This is a genomic window from Kitasatospora sp. NPDC048540, assembly GCF_040651175.1.
GTDB lineage: Bacteria > Actinomycetota > Actinomycetes > Streptomycetales > Streptomycetaceae > Kitasatospora.
This window is the reverse complement of sequence record NZ_JBEZIR010000060.1, coordinates 1-17,006: the sequence shown is the minus strand read 5'-3', so window position 1 is coordinate 17,006 and position 17,006 is coordinate 1. Positions and strand designations below refer to the sequence as shown.

General features: G+C 75.9%; 16 protein-coding genes and 1 pseudogene. 9 read left to right on the top strand and 8 right to left on the bottom strand.

From position 1 onward, the window contains the following. Positions 1-114 precede the first annotated feature (114 nt). The 5 genes and pseudogenes from AB0D08_RS22860 to AB0D08_RS22840 all read left to right on the top strand — a co-directional run bounded on the left by AB0D08_RS22860 (position 115) and on the right by AB0D08_RS22840 (position 4,979). Positions 115-636, top strand: a complete 522-nt coding sequence (locus AB0D08_RS22860; protein WP_359891153.1) for a WhiB family transcriptional regulator — start codon at positions 115-117, stop codon at positions 634-636. Positions 637-1,341: 705 nt separating this feature from the next. Further along, positions 1,342-1,853 (top strand): annotated as a pseudogene (locus AB0D08_RS22855) (chitosanase); the annotation flags it as partial. Positions 1,854-2,026: 173 nt separating this feature from the next. Then, positions 2,027-2,914, top strand: coding sequence for a hypothetical protein (locus tag AB0D08_RS22850; protein ID WP_359891150.1), 888 nt, complete (start codon positions 2,027-2,029; stop codon positions 2,912-2,914). A 143-nt stretch (positions 2,915-3,057) separates the two neighbouring features. Continuing rightward, positions 3,058-3,594, top strand: a complete 537-nt coding sequence (locus tag AB0D08_RS22845) for a hypothetical protein (protein WP_359891148.1) — start codon at positions 3,058-3,060, stop codon at positions 3,592-3,594. 137 nt (positions 3,595-3,731) lie between these two features. Further along, on the top strand, positions 3,732-4,979 hold the full coding sequence (locus AB0D08_RS22840; RefSeq protein ID WP_359891146.1) for a GNAT family N-acetyltransferase: 1,248 nt from the start codon (positions 3,732-3,734) through the stop codon (positions 4,977-4,979). A 68-nt stretch (positions 4,980-5,047) separates the two neighbouring features. Here the strand turns inward: AB0D08_RS22840 and tuf are convergent, their stop codons facing one another. The 5 genes from tuf to AB0D08_RS22815 all read right to left on the bottom strand — a co-directional run bounded on the left by tuf (position 5,048) and on the right by AB0D08_RS22815 (position 9,831). Beyond that, complete coding sequence (gene tuf / locus AB0D08_RS22835; RefSeq protein WP_033824050.1) at positions 5,048-6,226, bottom strand: elongation factor Tu; 1,179 nt, start codon at positions 6,224-6,226, stop codon at positions 5,048-5,050. A gap of 260 nt (positions 6,227-6,486) precedes the next feature. Continuing rightward, positions 6,487-8,079, bottom strand: coding sequence for a GMC family oxidoreductase (locus AB0D08_RS22830; protein WP_033824049.1), 1,593 nt, complete (start codon positions 8,077-8,079; stop codon positions 6,487-6,489). Beyond that, positions 8,076-8,750, bottom strand: coding sequence for a DUF5987 family protein (locus tag AB0D08_RS22825; protein WP_359891142.1), 675 nt, complete (start codon positions 8,748-8,750; stop codon positions 8,076-8,078). The genes AB0D08_RS22830 and AB0D08_RS22825 overlap by 4 nt, the downstream gene beginning before the upstream one ends. Before the next feature lie 3 nt (positions 8,751-8,753). After that, a complete protein-coding gene (locus AB0D08_RS22820; RefSeq protein ID WP_359891140.1) occupies positions 8,754-9,143 on the bottom strand; it encodes a hypothetical protein in 390 nt (129 codons plus the stop codon). Positions 9,144-9,396: 253 nt separating this feature from the next. Continuing rightward, positions 9,397-9,831, bottom strand: a complete 435-nt coding sequence (locus AB0D08_RS22815; RefSeq protein WP_051812518.1) for an ASCH domain-containing protein — start codon at positions 9,829-9,831, stop codon at positions 9,397-9,399. A gap of 82 nt (positions 9,832-9,913) precedes the next feature. On the opposite strand from AB0D08_RS22815, the gene AB0D08_RS22810 reads away from it, so the two are divergent. Beyond that, positions 9,914-10,504 (top strand): hypothetical protein, encoded by a 591-nt coding sequence (locus tag AB0D08_RS22810; protein ID WP_149038166.1) that lies wholly within the window; start codon positions 9,914-9,916, stop codon positions 10,502-10,504. Positions 10,505-10,528: 24 nt separating this feature from the next. On the opposite strand, the gene AB0D08_RS22805 is transcribed toward AB0D08_RS22810, so the two are convergent. Together AB0D08_RS22805 and AB0D08_RS22800 are read right to left on the bottom strand one after the other, a co-directional pair. Continuing rightward, positions 10,529-10,951, bottom strand: a complete 423-nt coding sequence (locus AB0D08_RS22805) for a hypothetical protein (RefSeq protein WP_033820684.1) — start codon at positions 10,949-10,951, stop codon at positions 10,529-10,531. Positions 10,952-11,045: 94 nt separating this feature from the next. Continuing rightward, positions 11,046-12,128, bottom strand: coding sequence for a LacI family DNA-binding transcriptional regulator (locus tag AB0D08_RS22800; RefSeq protein ID WP_359891136.1), 1,083 nt, complete (start codon positions 12,126-12,128; stop codon positions 11,046-11,048). Between the two features lie 150 nt (positions 12,129-12,278). On the opposite strand from AB0D08_RS22800, the gene AB0D08_RS22795 reads away from it, so the two are divergent. After that, complete coding sequence (locus tag AB0D08_RS22795; protein ID WP_082526556.1) at positions 12,279-13,916, top strand: AlkA N-terminal domain-containing protein; 1,638 nt, start codon at positions 12,279-12,281, stop codon at positions 13,914-13,916. Further along, positions 13,913-14,419 carry a methylated-DNA--[protein]-cysteine S-methyltransferase gene (locus AB0D08_RS22790; protein WP_359891133.1) on the top strand — a complete coding sequence of 169 codons (507 nt, stop codon included), beginning with the start codon at positions 13,913-13,915 and terminating at the stop codon, positions 14,417-14,419. Before AB0D08_RS22795 ends, AB0D08_RS22790 begins: the two co-directional genes overlap by 4 nt. Positions 14,420-14,476: 57 nt before the next feature. Here the strand turns inward: AB0D08_RS22790 and AB0D08_RS22785 are convergent, their stop codons facing one another. Next, positions 14,477-15,055: a MarR family transcriptional regulator gene (locus AB0D08_RS22785; RefSeq protein WP_082526555.1), complete on the bottom strand. Its 579-nt coding sequence runs from the start codon at positions 15,053-15,055 to the stop codon at positions 14,477-14,479. Positions 15,056-15,270: 215 nt separating this feature from the next. On the opposite strand from AB0D08_RS22785, the gene AB0D08_RS22780 reads away from it, so the two are divergent. Next, positions 15,271-16,818, top strand: coding sequence for an MFS transporter (locus AB0D08_RS22780; protein WP_359891130.1), 1,548 nt, complete (start codon positions 15,271-15,273; stop codon positions 16,816-16,818). Positions 16,819-17,006: the final 188 nt, after the last annotated feature.

Genomic DNA, 17,006 nt, shown 5'->3' with positions numbered 1-17,006 from the left:
CGGCTGAACCGAAGCGGCCGCCCGATGCGTCTCTTGTCCTGAGGACGCCCGGCCGCAGGCGCTCGCCGTGCGAACGGCGGCCCGCCGGGTGAGCACCGATCGGAGAGGCAGCTGATGTCCGTACAGTCGATCACCCGACGGCCGTCGATGGAGGCGGCCGCCTGCCGCCACGTGGACCCGGAGATCTTCTTCGGGGTCCGCGCCGAGAACGCCGAGTCCCGCACCCGCGCCGCCAAACTGGTCTGCAGCGGCTGCCTGGTCCGGGAGCCCTGCCTGCGCCGGGCGATGGAGCACGAGGAGAGCGACGGGGTCTGGGGCGGCCTGACCCCCGCCGAGCGCCGCAGGTTCGGCGGACAGATCCACGACCTGATGGCCCTGGGGGAGGGGCTGGCCCGCCGGGGCGATCTCGACCTGATGGAGCTCGGCCGGACCGACCGCCGGGCCCGCCCCGGAGTGGTGCTGCTGCTCGCCGACCGGGGCTGGACCGACGTGCAGATGGGCTCGGCGATGCGGATCGAGCCGACGGCCGTCCGGGCCGCCCTGGCCACGGCCGAGCGGGTGGTCGCGCACTGCCGGTCGGCCGGACTCGACGCGCCGACCTGGGCCCGGTTCATCCTGCCGTCCCGGACCTGCTGACCGTCGACCTGCTGACCGCTGGCCGCCGACCTGCTGACCACGGACCTCGGCCCGGCGGGTGGGCCGGCCGTGCCCGGTCCGGCGATCTACGGCACCGGGAGGTCCATGCCCAGGGCCAGCCGGAAGCGCTCGGGCCGGTCCACCGCCGTACGGTCGGCGGGCGCCACCTTGTCCCGGCGTTCCAGCCAGCCGCTCCAGGGCGCTGCGGTCGCGGTCGCCGGAGTCCGCGGCGGCGGTCTGCGCGGCCTCGCGCAGCAGGATCCGGGCCGGCCGCTCGTCGCCGTCCCCCGGCAGCACGTCGAGGACGACGAACCGGCTCCCCGGCGCGAACACCACCTGGGCGGGTTCCCCGTCCGCGCCGAACGCGGCCGTCCGCCGCCCGGTGGACGACCACACCGCCAAGTGCCCGCCCGGGCCGGTGCAGCCCGGGCCCGGCGGACGGCGGCGCCGCCACGGGCACGGCTGGTGCGGTGGTCCGGGCCGCGGTCGGCGACTGCGCGGGGGAGGACGGCGCGGTGGCCTCCGACGGCGAGGCGGCGGTGGCAGCGGACGGTTCGGCGGAGGGGGCGTCGGGGGACCCGGACGCCGGGGCCGAGGCAGCGGCGGACGCCGCCGGGTACCGCCGCTCTCGACCGCGCTGCCCGCTGCCGCCGGGTCGGTCGCCGGCCCCGCGTCGGGCCACCGGTCCGGCACCACCGCGACCTCGACCCGGGCAACCCCCTGGTCAAGTACCTCCCCGCGCTGGCCCCGTCGACGGCAGCGCCTCGCACCAGGGCCTCGACCCCACCTTCACCGCCGACTGGGCCCGGGCGGCCGACGACCCGGCGTTCCGCCGGGCCCAGGACGACGAGCGCGACCGGGTCTACTTCGACCCCGCCGTCCGCCAGGCGCAGGCGGACGGGCTGCGCGCGCTCGGCCGGTTCATCTACTACGACGCCATCGTCATGCACGGCCCGGGCGACGGCCCGGTCAGCTTCGGCGGGATCCGCGCGACCGCGATGAGGAAGGCCAGGACACCCGCCCGGGGCGGCGACGAGACCGCCTACCTGAACGCGTTCCCGGACGCCCGCCGGGCCGCCATGCTGACCGAACGCGCCCACCGCGACACCGGCAGGGTCGACACCGAGCAGCGCTGGTTCCTCCAGGCCGGCAACCTCGACCTGGCCGCCCCGCTGCGCTGGCGGGTGCACGGCGACGCCTACGTGATCAACGGCTGACGGACCGTCGGACGACGCCGGGACCGGCGGTCACGGGGGTGGCCGTGCGCCGGTTGCGCCCCCCGTGCGGGTCGTGCACGATAGGTGGCTGACGAATCGTGAACCGCTTTTCCCGGCTGCCTCGTTGACCAGGACGGCAGTGTGCGAGGTCGACGGAGAGCGAAGGCAGCGAGATGAGTGGTGGGACCGAACGGGCCCGGGGCCGGACCGGACTGAGACGGGCGGCCACCGCGCTCGCCGTGACGGGTGTGCTGGCCGGCGGCCTCGCGCTGCAGCACGGCCTGGACCGGGCCGCCGAGGCGCCGGCCGGCCTCACCGTCCGCGGCCCGGTCGGCGCGGACGCCGTCGGGCTGCCGCCCGGCCGGACCGTCACCGACCTCGAACACGCCGTGGACCCGGGCCGCGAGCCCGGCGGGCCGCCGCACGCGGCGCTGGCCGCGGTGGTCTCCGACGGCGGCTGCGGCCCCAGTTGGGCGGACGGCACCGACCGGGCGGAGCAGGCCGACGCGGTCCGGGCCCGCGGCGGCGACGTCCTGGTCTCCTTCGGCGGCGACGGCCCCGCCACCCTGGAACGCTCCTGCGCCACCGGCGCCGGACTCGCCGACGCCTACCTGGCGACCGTCGACCGCTACCGGCTCCGGGCGGTCGACGTCCACCTGCCCGCCGACAGCCTCGCCGACCCCGACCTGCGGGCCAGGGTGGTCGACGCGCTCCGGCGGCTGCTCGCGGCCCGCCCCGGCACCGAGGTCTACCTCACCCTCGGCGCCGACCGCGGTGTGCTGCCCGCCGCCGGCGCCGACCTGGCCGCCGAGGCGGCCGCCGCCCGGCTCGGCGTCAACGCGTGGTCCGTGGCCGGGGCGACCGACCCTCGCGCCGCCGTCGACGGCCTCGCGGCCGTGCTCGAGGACGCCTACGGCTACGACGCCGCCGCGGCCCTGCGCCACAGCGGCGCGGTCCTGGCCGAACCGCCCGGCCCCGCGGCGTCCGGCCCGGCCGCCGAGCTGCGGACGCTGCGGGACCAGGGCCGGCTCGGCCGGGTCTCCTTCACCCTGGCGCCCTGACCCGCCCGTACGGCGCGCCGCCGACGGCCCGCCACCGGTCGCGTCGCCGACGCGGTGAACCGGGGCCGGGCCGCCGGCCGTACCTGCTGTCAGGACCCGCCGCCACCCGTGGCGGCCCGACAGCTCGCGGGAGTGACCACCAGATGCCGACCTACCGAGGCCCCCACCGGATCACCGTGACCGGCGTGGAGGCCGAGTGGCCGCAGCGGGCCGTGGTGACCGTCCGCGGCGGCCGGACCATCGTGGTGCCGGGGGAGCCGGGCGCCGGCGAGCTGATCGACGCCGAGGACTGGGACCTCGCCGTCGAGCACTGCCACCGAGGCGTCTGGGAGCCCAACATCCGCGCCGTGGTCGGCCGTTGGGAGGAGAGCGGCGGCGTGCGCCGACAGCTGGTCCGCAGCACCGACCGGGAGCGGCCGGGCAACCCGGGCGGCCGCAACCTGGTCCTGCGGATCGAGCGGGAGGACCCGCGTCCGGCGGCGGCCCCGGCGCCCGCCGCCCTCCGCCGGACCACCACGGAGTCCGCCGCACCCAACGCCGCCACCTGGGACGGCCGCCCAGGCCCGGCGGCCCGCACCATGAGCACCAGCACCAGCACCAGCACCAGCACCAGCACCGGTATCGATGCACCCCCGGTCCGTACCACCACCACGTCCGGCGGCTGGACCGCCTCCGCCTGAGCGACCGGCCCCCGGGGGCCGGTCGATTGCGCCGTCCCCGCAGGTAATCCGCTTGACCGGGCCGCCCGGTGACGCTGCACTGTGGCGGGGCGCCACGCGTCGTGCTGCGCCCGCAACCAGGGGAGGCAGCGGCACCGATGGACATTCGTCCCACCACCGACCAGGACCTCGACGTCTTCGTCGACACCGTTCACACCGCGTTCGGGCTCTTCCCGCAGACCCCGGCCGAGGACGGCGGCGGGGTCCTCTGGGCCGCGTACGAGATGGACCGCAGCCTGCTTGCCGTGGCGGCGGACGGGCGGCCGGTCGGCACCGCCGGGGCGTACTCCTTCGAACTCACCCTGCCCGGTGAGGTGCTGGTCCCGGCCGCCGGGGTCACCGCCGTCGGCGTCCTGCCCACCCACCGGCGCCAGGGCGTGCTGACCGCGATGATGCGGCACCAGCTCACCGAGGTGCGGGACCGCGGGGAGTGCCTCGCCGTCCTGCTGGCGTCCGAGGCCGTGATCTACCGCAGGTTCGGCTACGGGCCGGCGACGTACACGGCGCGGCTGACGGTACCGCGCCACCGGGCGGCCTCCGCCCTTCCGCGGGCGCGCCGGGCGGCCGACGGCGCCACCTCGGCCGGCTCGGCGGCCGGCCCGGCCGCCGGCACGGTCGAGGTGCTGCGGCGGGCCGACTGCGGCGGGATCCTGGAAGAGGTCTACGACCGGTACCGCCGCGCCCAGCCCGGCGCGCTGTCCCGGCCGCACCGCTGGTGGGCCCTGGGCGCGGGGCAGCCGCCGGTCTCCCGGGCGCCGCGCTACGTCGCCGTCCACCGGGACGCCGACGGTGTCCCGGACGGGTACGCCAGTTACTCGCTCGAGGCCGGGAGCCTGACCGCCGACGAGATCATCGCGGCCGACGACGCCGTGCACACGGCCCTCGCCCGGTTCCTGCTCGGCCACGACCTGGCCACCACGGTCGTGTTCAAGCACGTCCCGACCGAGCACCCGCTGCGCTGGCAGCTCGAGGACTTCCGCGGCGGCGAGGTGACCGGCGACACCGACTGGCTCTGGGTGCGGCTGCTGGACGTACCGCGGGCGCTGACCGCGCGCGGCTGGTTCGCGGACGGCGAGCTCGTCCTCGACGTCGACGACCCGTTCCTCGGCGAGCACGGCCGCTACCTGCTGACCGTCCGGGACGGCAAGGCCGACTGCGTGCCGACCCACCGCGAGCCCGACCTGTCCCTGGACATCAGCGACCTGGGCTCGGTCTACCTCGGCGGCACCGCCCCGAGCACGCTGGTGCGGGCCGGCCACATCCGGGCCCACCGCCCGGGTGCGGCCGTCCTCGCCGACGCCCTCTTCCGCGGCGAGCGCGCCCCGCACTGCCTGCACTGGTTCTGACCCCACGCCGGCTGCGCACCGCCGACCGCCGGGGATCCGGCGTGCCGGGGTGCGCAGCCCGGGCCGGGCTACTCGCCGACCGTCAGCACCGTGCCCGCCGCGACGGTCCGGCCGCCCTCGCGGACGGCGAAGCCGAGTCCCGGCTCCAGCGGGACGGGACGGCCCAGCGTGACCGTCGCGTCGACGGTCTCGCCCGGCCGGGCGGGCCCGCCGTCCGGCAGCTCCAGGTCGCCGACCACGTCGCCGGTGCGCAGGTAGAACTGCGGGCGGTAGCCGCTGGTGACGGGCGTCCGCCGGCCGCCCTGGGCCGCCGGCAGCAGGTGCACCCGGGCGGTGAAGCGGGTGTGCACCGATCCGGTGCCGAGCGCGGTGACGACCTGCCCCCGGCGGATCTGCCCGCGCTGGACGCCGCGCAGCAGCAGTGCCACGTTGTCGCCGGCCTCCGCCGACTCCATCGTGCGGCCGAAGGTCTCGACCCCGGTGACCACGGACACCAGGTCGGCGTCGTACCCGAGCACCTCCACCCGGTCGCCCAGCCGGACCCGGCCGCGCTCGACCGCGCCCGTCACGACCGTGCCGCGGCCGGTGATGGTGAGCACGTTCTCGACCGGCAGCAGGAACGGCACGTCGGTGTAGCGCACCGGCGTGGGGACGTACGCGTCCACCGCGTCCAGCAGTTCCAGCAGCGCCGCCGACCACCGCGGGTCGCCCTCCAGCGCCCGCAGCCCGGACACCCGGACGACCGGCAGCCCGGCGCCGTCGTAGCCCTGCGCGGTGAGCAGTTCGCGGACCTCCAGCTCGACCAGTTCGAGCAGCTCCGGGTCGCCGCCGTCGGCCTTGTTGAGCGCGACGACGATGTGCTCGACGCCGACCTGACGGGCCAGCAGGACGTGCTCGGCGGTCTGCGGCATCACGCCGTCCTGCGCGGAGACCACCAGGATCGCGCCGTCGAGCTGGGCGGCACCGGTGATCATGTTCTTCACGAAGTCGGCGTGGCCGGGCATGTCGACGTGCGCGTAGTGGCGGGTCGCGGTCTCGTACTCGACGTGCGAGATGTTGATGGTGATGCCGCGGGCGGCCTCCTCCGGGGCGCGGTCGATCCGGTCGAACGGGACGAACGTGCCGCCGCCGCGCTCGGCGAGGACCTTGGTGATGGCGGCGGTGAGGGTGGTCTTGCCGTGGTCGACGTGACCCATGGTGCCGATGTTGAGGTGCGGCTTGGTGCGTACGAAGGCCTGCTTGGCCATGACGGATCTTCTTCTTCCTGGAATCGTCAGCACGGTGACGGGACCTCAGTGACGGGCCGACCTTCCCCGTCCGAGGTCCCGGGACTTCCCGGGGAAGGTCAGCGTCGTGCGCCGTCGAATGCGGCTGCGAGTGCCAGGGCAGCAGCCATCGCGCCCGCGGCTGCGGGGAACTCGGCGATGGCGTACGGGTACATGCGGGCCATCGTGCCCGCGCGGCGCGCGCCCGCGCCACTGCTTTTCCAGGTGCGAGGGGCCTGCGGTCAGCGGCCCGGTGGCGGGGCGCCGTAGGTGACGGGGACGCCGGCCTGCCGGGCGCGGGCGGTGACGGCCGGGGCGGAGCGTTCGGCGAGGGCGGCGATGGTGAGCGAGGGGTTGACGGTCAGCGCGGCGGGCACCGCGGCGCCGTCGGTGACGAACAGCCCGGGGTGGCCGCGCAGTTCGTGGGTGTCGGTGAGCGCGCTGGTGGCCGGGTCGTCGCCGAGGCGGGCCGAGCCGATCGGGTGGGCGGTGACCGTCGCTGCCACGTCCTCGGACCACGGGCGGACCTGGGCCAGGCCGTCCTTCTCCAGGATCTCGCGCAGCGCCCCGTCGGCCCGCTGCCAGGCGGTGCGGGTCCGGGCGGTGGGGTGGTAGCTCATGGTGCCGAGGCCCAGCCCGGGCGCGAGCCGGGTGGCGCTCCCGGTGAGCGGGGGCGGCCCGAAGGTCCCTTCGTTGTCGTCCTCGGTCATGGCCAGCAGGGTGAGCCAGGAGCGCCACCGGGCCCGCAGCTCCCGTTTGGCGGTGCCGAACCAGGGCGGCGGGCCGGCGGCCTGGGCGAGCAGGTTGGTCAGCGGCGGGAAGTAGATCTGCTGGAGGGTGAACCGGCTGTACTCGGGGGCGGTGGGGTCCAGGTGGTCGAAGCTGGCCGCGGTGATCGGGCGTCCGATCGGCAGGCCCTGGTAGGCGGTGCCGTCCGGCCGGGACAGGCCCAGCAGGGACCGGGCCTTCCCCTCGTCCACGTCGGCGACGCTGACCCGGTCCCCGTTGCCGGAGAAGTACCGGCCGACCGCGGACGGGATGCCGCCCAGCGCCAGCGCGGAACGCTGGAGGATGACCGGGGTGCCGACGGTCCCGGCGGCCAGCACCACGACCTTCGCGTGGATCACCCCGCCCTGCGCGGTGCAGCCGTAGTCCCCGGGGTCGAGGACGGTGTAGGCGGCGGCGTACCGGTACCCGGTGACCGTCGACGGGGTGAGCAGCTGGACCTCGTGCAGCGGTCGGACGGTGGCGCCGTGGGCCTCCGCGCCGGGCAGGTAGTTCAGCAGCAGGGAGCGCTTGGCGTCGAAGCGGCAGCCGGACAGCATCCAGTTGCAGTTGGTGCACCGGCCGGTGTCGACGGCCAGCGGCACCGGGTTGCAGGTGCGTCCGGCCCGGCGGCAGGCGGCGGCCAGCACCCCGCCGGCGTACGAGACGTCCGGCCAGTCGGTGCGGGTGACGGGCAGTGACTCCTCGACCCGGTCGTACCAGGGGTCCAGGTTCGCCCGGGTGAGTGCGGCGGGCCAGATCCGCCGGCCGAGGCCGCCCCGGCGTTCGAAGGCGAAGGCCGGGGCGCGCAGCGACGCGGCGAAGTAGACCACGCTGCCGCCGCCCACGCAGTTCGCGGCGACCACGCTGACGCCGTCGCCCTGGATGACGTCGACGATCCGGTTGTACGTGCCGAGGCGCAGCGAGTGGGTGAAGTCGGCGGCCGCCAGCCGTGGTCCGCGTTCCAGGACGGTGACCCGGGCGCCGCCCGCGGCGAGGTGGTAGGCGGGGATGGCGCCGCCGAACCCGCTGCCGATGACCAGGACGTCGGTGGTCTCGGGGGCGGTCATGCCGGGCTCCCCGAGGCGGTGGTGGCGGGGTGCAGGTCGGCGAGGGCGCGGCCGTAGGAGTACTGCGGGAAGCGCCACAGCCCGTCGGCGTCCGGGGCGGGGAAGCCCAGCCAGGCCAGGCCGGGGTGGTGGCCGGCCAGGGCCTGCCGGGTGTCGAGGTGGGCGGCGGTGTCGAAGGCCAGGCCGACCATCAGGCTGAGCACCTGCCAGATCTGCCGGTCCAGGTCGCCGGGGTCGAAGAGGCCGCCGACCAGGGCCGTCCGGTGTTTGAACGGCAGGCCGACGAAGGCGGGGGAGGTCGGCGGCAGCAGTAGGAGGTGGGTCAGCGCGTAGGCGGCGGCCCGGGTGTCGAGCAGGGCGCCGATGGCGGGCAGCAGTGGGGCCAGGGGCAGTTCGGGGGAGGTGAGGACGTCGACGGCGCCGGCCTGGACCGCCCCGGGGCCGGTGACCGCTCCGGCGATCGGGAGGTCCCCGGGGTGGCGGCGCTCGCCCGGGATCAGGGTGTCGGCGAAGGCTTCGAGGGTCTGGACGGTCCAGCTCGCCGAGGCGGCGGCGGTGTCGGCGGTGTGCTCGGCCGCGGCCGCGGGCGTGAAGCGGCCGGCGGCGAGGATCGTGAGGGTGGCGGTCAGGGCCTTGAGCACGGCCCGCCGGTCGAACTCCGGTGGCGTCACGGTTCACCCGGCCAGTGCGCAGCGCAGGTCGAACGGGAGCGGGACGCTCGCCCCGCTCTCGCCGGGGCTCCGGCCGTAGTCGTCGAGCAGGTCGGCGAGGTCGGCGAAGCCGCCGGCCCGCAGGGCGGCGACCGCGTCGCCGATGCCCACGGTCCGGCCGTCGACCCGGAAGCCGGTCAGCCGGGCGCCGGCCCGCCGGGCGCTGCGGTCCCACCAGTACTGGCCGTCCCAGGCCACGTAGGGGGTGGCCCCGGTGGTGGACTGCACACTCCAGTGGTCGCGCTGGTAGTAGCGGCAGGTGCTCAGGGCGACCGCGAACCGGGCCGGCTCGGCGAGCAGGAAGCGCAGGGCGCCGCCGTTGTCGAAGGTGATGTCGCGTTTGCTGTACTCCACGCAGAGCGGGTTCACGAACAGCAGCCACAGCGGCGGCTGTTCGCCCTCGCCGAAGCGGTGCCAGGTGCAGGCGGCCGCGAACGGGGGCTCGGTGAACGGGGCCGCCGAGGTCCCGGTGGCGGCCGCGCCGGTGGACGGGGCGGGGTGGGGCGGGGCCGCCGCGGCGGCGGGGGGCCGGGCGGGGCCCCCCCCCCCCCGCCCGCGTTCCGCCTACTGCCGCACCCTTGCTCAGCGGCCCGGTGCCACGCCCTTGTTAGCGGCCCGGTGCCACGACCACCCGGAAGCGTTCCAGCACCACCTCGGTGGAGTCGTCCACCGTGAACTCCGGTTCCTCCAGGACCTCCAGCAGCTCCGGACTGCGCCAGAACCCCTCGTGGGTCGCCCGCCACTCGGCCACCGTCCGGTACCCCTCGCCCTCGTCCAGCGCGTGCTGCAGGCCGACCTCGCCGAGCGGGACCACCCGTACCCCGGTCACCTCGATCACGGCCACCGGCCGGTCGTCCGAGTCGACCACCGCCTGCCGGTCGCCAGGGGCGGGCAACTCCTCGCCGAGCTTGCGGTACTCGGCCAGCAGGCCGGTGGTGCTGGTCTTGGCGCCGCTCAGCACAGCGGCCACCAGGGCGTCCCGGAGCGGCCCCGGGAAGGCGAACTCGGACTTGGGCAGGCCGGCGTACGGATCATCAGTCATGGCCCGACGGTAGGATGTTCACCGCCGTGGCGCTGCGAATAATCCACGCCGGCGGGGCGGCCATGAGCGCGAGGGGGCGGCTGTGCGGTGGGGGAGAGCGGCCGGTGCGGCGGGTGCCGCCGTACTGGCGGTGGCGGCCGTCGCGGGCTGCGGTACCGGCCATGACGGCCCGGCGCCGTCCCGGCCCTCGCCGAGTACGGACCGGTGGCGGGCCTCCGAGGTCGAGACCGACACCGGGCCACTGGCCGAGGCCCTCCCGAGGCTCGGCGAGATCGTCGCGCTGCACTGGCAGGAGGAGTCACCGGGTGGCAGCTCCCGGCTCCCCGGGCCGACCGATTACTTCCTGCGCGGGTTCGTCCAGCTGCGCCCCGGCGCGGTGGCCGCGCTGACCGCCACCGCCACCGAAGCCGGGACGCTCAGGCCCGTGGAGCTGCGGGCCGGGGAGCACCTCGGAGCCGCCGTCCCGGCCGCCCTCGCGCCGTACGCGCCCGCCGGGGGCGGCTGGGTGCACAGTGCGGCGCTCGACGAACAGCTGGTGCGCGCCGACCACGCCGAGCTCTACTTCCACCCGGCCTCGGACACCGTCTACCTCTTCGGCGTCAACCTGGGCCGGGCCGACGCCGTCACGGTCGGTACCGACGGCGCCGCGGCCACCCCTGCTGCCACGCACTGAACTCCTGCCGGGCACGGCGCCGGGCTAACCGCTCTCGCCGGTGCGCCCGGAGAGCCGTTCGTGGCGCTGCCGGGCGGCCTGCGGGGTGCCGAGGCCGAGCCCGAACGCGACCTCCTGCCAGGTGAAGCCGCGGCCGCGGGCCATCGTGATCAGCCCCTCCTCCAGCTCCTCCAGCTCGGCACGGGCCTGCGGCAGCAGGGTCAGCGCGGCGACGATGTCGGCCCGGTCCACCTCCGGCTCATCGGGGTCGGGCAGCGCGGTGCCGCTGAGCAGCAGTGACACCAGCCTGGCGGCCTCGTGCGGGGAGGGCAGGTGGGCGTTGGCCTGACGGCGGCGCTGCTCCTCGGTGGCGGCATGCCGCTCGGCGATCCGGAACAGGGCGGCGGCGGTGCGCTCGGCCCGGGCCTGATGGGCGTCGGGCAGTGCGAAGGGGTCGTCGGAGGTCATGGATCGACCCTCCTCCGGGCCCGGCCTGTTGTCAACGGATTATGTTGAACACTTCGTTCAAGCAGGTGCGGGTCGGCCTGCTCGGGCCACCCGCTCAGGCCGAACCGCGCCGTACCAGCCGGGTCGGGGTGATCACCGAGGTGGGGGCCGCACCCCGGCCGACCGCCGGTCCGCCCTCGCCGGACAGGTGCCGCAGCAGCAGCCGCGCCATCAGCCGCCCCATCTCCTCGATGTCCTGCCGGACGGTGGTCAGCGGCGGCTCCGTCCACGCGGCGATCGACTCCACGTCGTCGAAGCCGACCACCGCGACGTCCTGCGGCACCCGGCGGCCGGCCTCGCGGAGCACCCGCATTGCGCCCGAGGCCATCGAGTCCGAGGCGGCGAACACCGCGTCCAGGTCGGGCCGCCGGGCCAGCAGCTCGGCCATCGCCCGGCCGCCGCCGTCCGGCGTGAAGTCCCCCTCGGCGATCAGTCCGGGGTCGCCGTCGGGCAGCAGATCGCGGTAGCCGTCCAGGCGGTCCACCGACGAGGTCTGGTCGAGCGGGCCGGTGATGGTCGCGATCCGGCTGCGGCCGAGCTCGCGCAGGTGCTGGACGGCGAGCCTGGCCCCGCCCCGGTTGTCGCTGTCCACGTACACCAGCTCCCGGTCCGACTCGGCGCCCGGCCAGCCGGGCCGGCCGCCGACCACGAACGGAAGGCCGACCCGCCGGGCGATCTGCGGCAGCGGATCGGAGTGGTGCAGCGAGAACAGCAGCACCCCGTCGACGTGCCCGCCGGCCAGGTAGCGGCCGACCCGGTCGTAGTCGCGCTGCTCTTCGATCATCAGCAGCACCATCTGGTTGTCGGCCGCCGACAGCTCGCGGCCGATGCCGCGCAGGTGCTGGGCGAAGAACGGATCGGAGAAGATCCGGCTCTCCGGCTCGGCGACGACCACCGCGATGGCCTGGTTGCGGCGGGTCACGAGGGTGCGGGCGGCCAGATTGGGCACGTACCCGAGCTCATCGACGGCCTGCCGGACCTTCTCCCGCAGCTCCTCGCGCACCCCGGCCCCGCCGTTGACCACCCTCGAAGCGGTCGCCCGGGAGACTCCGGCCCGCTCGGCCACCGACTCCAGGGTCGGCCGCGCGAGGCCGGCGGTGACCCTGCCCGGCGGCTGCTGCTCCGGTAGTTCGGCCACGGTGTGCTCCTCTCGCGGACTGTTCCCCGCTGAGCCTATCGGGTCGGTCCAGCGGCTGAGAGCGCTCCCAGGGTGGGGGTCGACCCGGGCCCGACCGCCGTGTCCGAAACCCGCCGGTCGAGGCTCCGCGGATGCCGCAGACTGGAGAGCGTGATCGACGACGAGACCAGGTACCGGGCGGTGGACAGCCGCGACGCCCGCTTCGACGGGGTGTTCTTCACGGCCGTCCGGACCACCGGCATCTACTGCCGGCCGAGCTGCCCGGCGGTCACCCCGAAGCGGGTGAACTGCTCCTTCTACCCCACCGCCGCAGCCGCCCAGGGCGCGGGCTACCGGGCCTGCCGCCGCTGCCGCCCGGACTCCGTCCCGGGCTCGCCCGAGTGGAACCACCGGGCGGACCTGGTCGGCCGCGCGATGCGCCTGATCGGCGACGGCGTCGTCGACCGCGAAGGCGTGGCCGGCCTGGCCGGCCGGCTCGGCTACAGCGCCCGCCAACTCCAGCGCCAGCTCACCGCCGAACTCGGCGCCGGGCCGCTGGCCCTCGCCCGCGCCCAGCGTGCCCAGACCGCCCGGCTGCTCCTGCAGACCACCGAACTCCCGGTCACCGAAGTCGCGTTCGCCGCCGGCTTCGCCTCCGTCCGGCAGTTCAACGACACCGTCCGCGAGGTGTACGACCGCACCCCGAGCGGCCTGCGCACCGAGGTCGCGGCCGGCCGCCGCGGCGGCGGCACACCCGGCACCATCAGCCTGCGGCTCGCCTACCGCGGCGCGCTCGACAGCGCGCACCTGATCGACTTCCTGGCGCTGCGCGCCGTCCCCGGGGTGGAGGAGGTCGTCCCCGCGGCCGTGCCCGGGGCGCGCACCTACCGCCGCACCCTGGCCCTCCCCTACGGCCACGGCATCGCCGAGGTCGACGGGCTCCGCCCGGACGACCCGCCGACCCGCGGGTGGCTGGACTGCCGGCTGGTCCTGGCCGACCTGCGCGACCTCACCACGGCCGTGCACCGGCTCCGGGCCCTGTTCGACCTCGACGCCGACCCCGACACCGTCGACGGCCAGCTCGGCGCCGACCCGGCCTTCGGGGCCTCGGTCCGGGCCCGCCCCGGCATCCGCTCACCCGGCCACGTCGACCCGCACGAACTCGCCGTCCGGGCCGTGCTCGGCCAGCAGATCACCGTCGCCGCCGCCCGTACGCTCGCCGGACGGCTGACCGAGCAGTACGGGGAGGCGCTGCCGCAGCCGAGCGGCGGACTGCGGCTGCTCTTCCCGACCGCCGCGGCGCTCGCCGAGGCGGCCCCCGAACACCTCGCGATGCCGGAATCCCGGCGCCGGGCCCTGCGCGGCCTGTGCGCGGCCCTCGCCGGGGGCGCGGTCCGGCTCGACGGCGGGGTGGACCGCGAGCAGGCCGCCGCCGAACTGCTCGCGCTGCCGGGCATCGGCCCCTGGACGGTCGGCTACCTGCGGATGCGGGCGCTGGCCGACCCCGACGTCTTCCTGCCGACGGACGCGGGCGTACGCCACGGCCTGCTCCGCCTCGGCCTGCCGGGCGACCCGAAGGCGGCCCAGGCGGCCGCACCGGCCTGGGCGCCCTGGCGCTCGTACGCCGTGCACCGGCTCTGGGTGGTGGCCGGCGGGCCGGCCGACGGGCAGGTCACCGTACCGGCGGCCGGGCAGGTCACCGGGCAGGTTACCGGGCCGGGGGCCGTGCCGGGTGGCCTGACCAGGGTGGCAGCACGACTCGTGGACAGCACAACTCTCGTGGACAGCACAACTGAGGAGAAGGCATGACAACGGCGTTCACGACCATGGACAGCCCGCTCGGGCAACTTCTGCTGAGCGGCGTGTACCAGGACGATGGCCCGCTGGCGCTCACCGCGGTCACCGCCCCCGGTCAGAAGGGCGCGCAGACCGAACCGGCCGACGGCTGGGTGCCGGACGCGGACGCCTTGGCCCCCGCCGTGGAACAGCTCACCGCGTACTTCGCGGGCGAGCTGACCACCTTCGACCTCCCGCTCGCCCCGGTCGGCACCGAGTTCCGGCAGCGGATCTGGACCGCGCTCGACGACATCCCGTACGGCACCACCGTCACCTACGGCTGGCTGGCCGACGCGGCCGGGCAGTCGCCGCGCGCGGTGCGGGCGGTCGGTGGCGCGGTCGGTGCCAACCCGCTGCTGGTGATCCGCCCGTGCCACCGGGTGCTCGGCGCGAACGGCGCACTGACCGGCTTCGCCGCCGGGACGGACAACAAGCGGCTGCTGCTGGAACTCGAGCGCGGCGCGGCCCTGTTCTGATCCGGTCTGATCCGGCTTCGGGTCCCGCCTGCGGGGCCGGGACCGTTACCGGTGCCGTCAGCCGGTGCCGGTGATGCTGCCGGACCCGGTCACCGTGGCGCTGCTGCCGCCGGTGCTGCTTCCGCCGCCGCTGGTGAGGGAACGGGCGAGCTGCTCCAGCCCGGGCAGGGCCAGCATGACGGCGTCCCGGTTCTCGGGGGAGAGGCTCTCCAGTGCGTCGGCGAGGCGGCGCTCGTGGGCCTGCCGCCAGTCGTGCAACTGCCGGTGGCCGGCCTCGGTCAGCGCGATCCGGGCGGTCCGGCGGTCACCCGGATCGGCCTGGCGGTCCACGAAACCGGCGTCCAGCAGCTTCCCGATCAGCCCGCTGACGGTGTTCGGCGCCAGCCGCTGCCGCTCCGCCAGCTCACCCACCCGCAGCGGCGCGGCGGCGAGCGTCTGCAACAGCTCCACCTGCGCCATCGGGAGCGACTCCCACGGGTAGTCCGTCCGGATACTGCTGCGCAGCGCGCGGCGGAGCCGGGTGATCACATCGGTCAGCCGCTGCGCGCGGGCCAGCCGGGCCGACTCCTCCAGGGCGGAGGACCCCGGTACCGAGGGTTCGGACGGCGGCGGAACTGGCGTAGGCTGCGGCGGCATGGCGGACAGCGTATCCGGTCGCCGCCGTCCGGTCGGCCGCTGACCAGCTCCGGAGCCGATCCGCTTGGTGCCCGATCCGTTCGACACTCGATCCGTTCGACGCCTGATCTGCTCGGCATGAGGTCTACTCGGTGACGGATCTACTCGACATCAGATCTGATCGTTGCCGGAACGTCTCTGCTCAAGATTATCTCTGCGGGCGATATATTGGCCGGGTGTCCACCCCTGCTCTCGCCCGCCGCCTGCTCGCCAGTCCGCTGCTCGCCGAGCGGCCCCGCCCCCGGGCGGTTGCCGCCTGGCCGCACGCGCACTGGCTCGCCGTCGGTACGGTCTGCGTCGGCGCGTTCCTCGGGCAGCTCACCGCAAGCATCACCGCCCTGGTGTTCCCGGCGCTGCAGGCGAGCTTCCACGCCGGCCTGGCCGAGGTCGAGTGGGCGGCGCTCGCGTACCTGCTGGTCCTGGTCGCCCTGCTCGCTCCGGTCGGCAGGCTCTCCGACGTGGTCGGCCGGAAGACCGTCTACCTCGGCGGGTTCGCGGTCTTCGCGCTCGCCTCTCTGGCCGCGGGCCTGTGCGGCGGCCTCGGTCTGCTGGTGCTCTGCCGCGCGGTCCAGGCGGTCGGCGGCGCGATGATGCAGGCCAACAGTGTCGCGCTGGTCGCCCGAGGGGTGCCGGCGCACGCGATGCGGGCCGCGCTCGGCATCCAGGCTGCCGCGCAGGCGCTCGGCCTGGCGCTCGGCCCGACGCTGGGCGGCCTGCTGGTGACCCATGCCTCCTGGCGGTGGGCCTTCTGGATCAACGTGCCGATCGGTCTGTTCGGCATCCTGGCCGGCTGGTTCCTGCTGCCGCGCACCCGCCCGACGGCGTCCGCCGCCACTCCCGTACGGGCGCCCGCGCCGGTGCCCGGACCGGCGCCCGTACCCGTACCTGTGCCCGTACCGCCGTGCGCCGCGGAGCCGCATGCGGCGGTGGCGGTGGCGGTGGCGGTGGAGGAGGGGCGGTTCGACCTGGCGGGGCTGCTGCTGCTCGCCGGTGCGTCCGCCACCCTGCTGCTCGCGCTGTCGACCGCTTCCGGGCTTCCGTTGCCCGGCTGGGCGGTGCTGGTGCTGCTGGCCGCCTCGGCGGTGCTCTCGGTGGCCCTGGTGCGCCAGGAGCAGCGAGCCGACCGTCCGATCATCGCCCCGGGGCTGGTCAACACTCCCGGCATCAGGGCCGGTCTGGTGCTCGCCCTGGTGGGGTACCTGCTGCTGTTCTGTCCGCTGGTGCTCGGCCCGGTGATGCTGGCCGGCGCCGGTGCGCCGGCGACCACGGCGGGCCTGGTGATCACCGCGCTGCCGGGTGCATTCGCGGTCGCCGCCACTTTCGGCGGCCTGCTGCTGCCGCGCGGGTGCACGGACGCCACTCGGTGCCGGGTGGGAGCGCTCGGTGCGGCCGCGGGCCTGGGTGCGATGGCGCTGCTCCCGATCGGGGCGGGCACCGCCGTACCGGCCCTGCTGGTGATGGGGTTCGGGCTCGGGTTGCTGCTGCCCGCCAACAACGCGCTGGTGATGCGGGCGATCCCGGCGGAGAGTTCGGCGGTCGGCGGCGGCATGGTGAACACGGTGCGCAGCCTCGGTACGGCGCTGGGGACCGCGCTGCCGGTGCTGGGCGTCCACCTGGCGGGCCATCGGTCCGGTGGCCGGGCCGTCCTGCTGCTGCTCGCGGTGATCGCGCTGGCGGCCGCCGGCTCCGCGGGCGCCTCCGACCGGGCCGCCGCCCGGCGCTGACGCGGCGCCGGACGCCTTGTCGCGCTGTGCACGTCGGACGTCCGAACGTCCCGGGCACGCGACCGAGTTGGGCCGGACACGCGACCGGGGCGGCCGGATGCGCGACCGGGGTGGGCCGGACCGCCGTGAGCGAACTCGCCCGCGGCGTCGTACGTCCCGCAGGTCAGCAGCACCGCGTTGATCCGCTT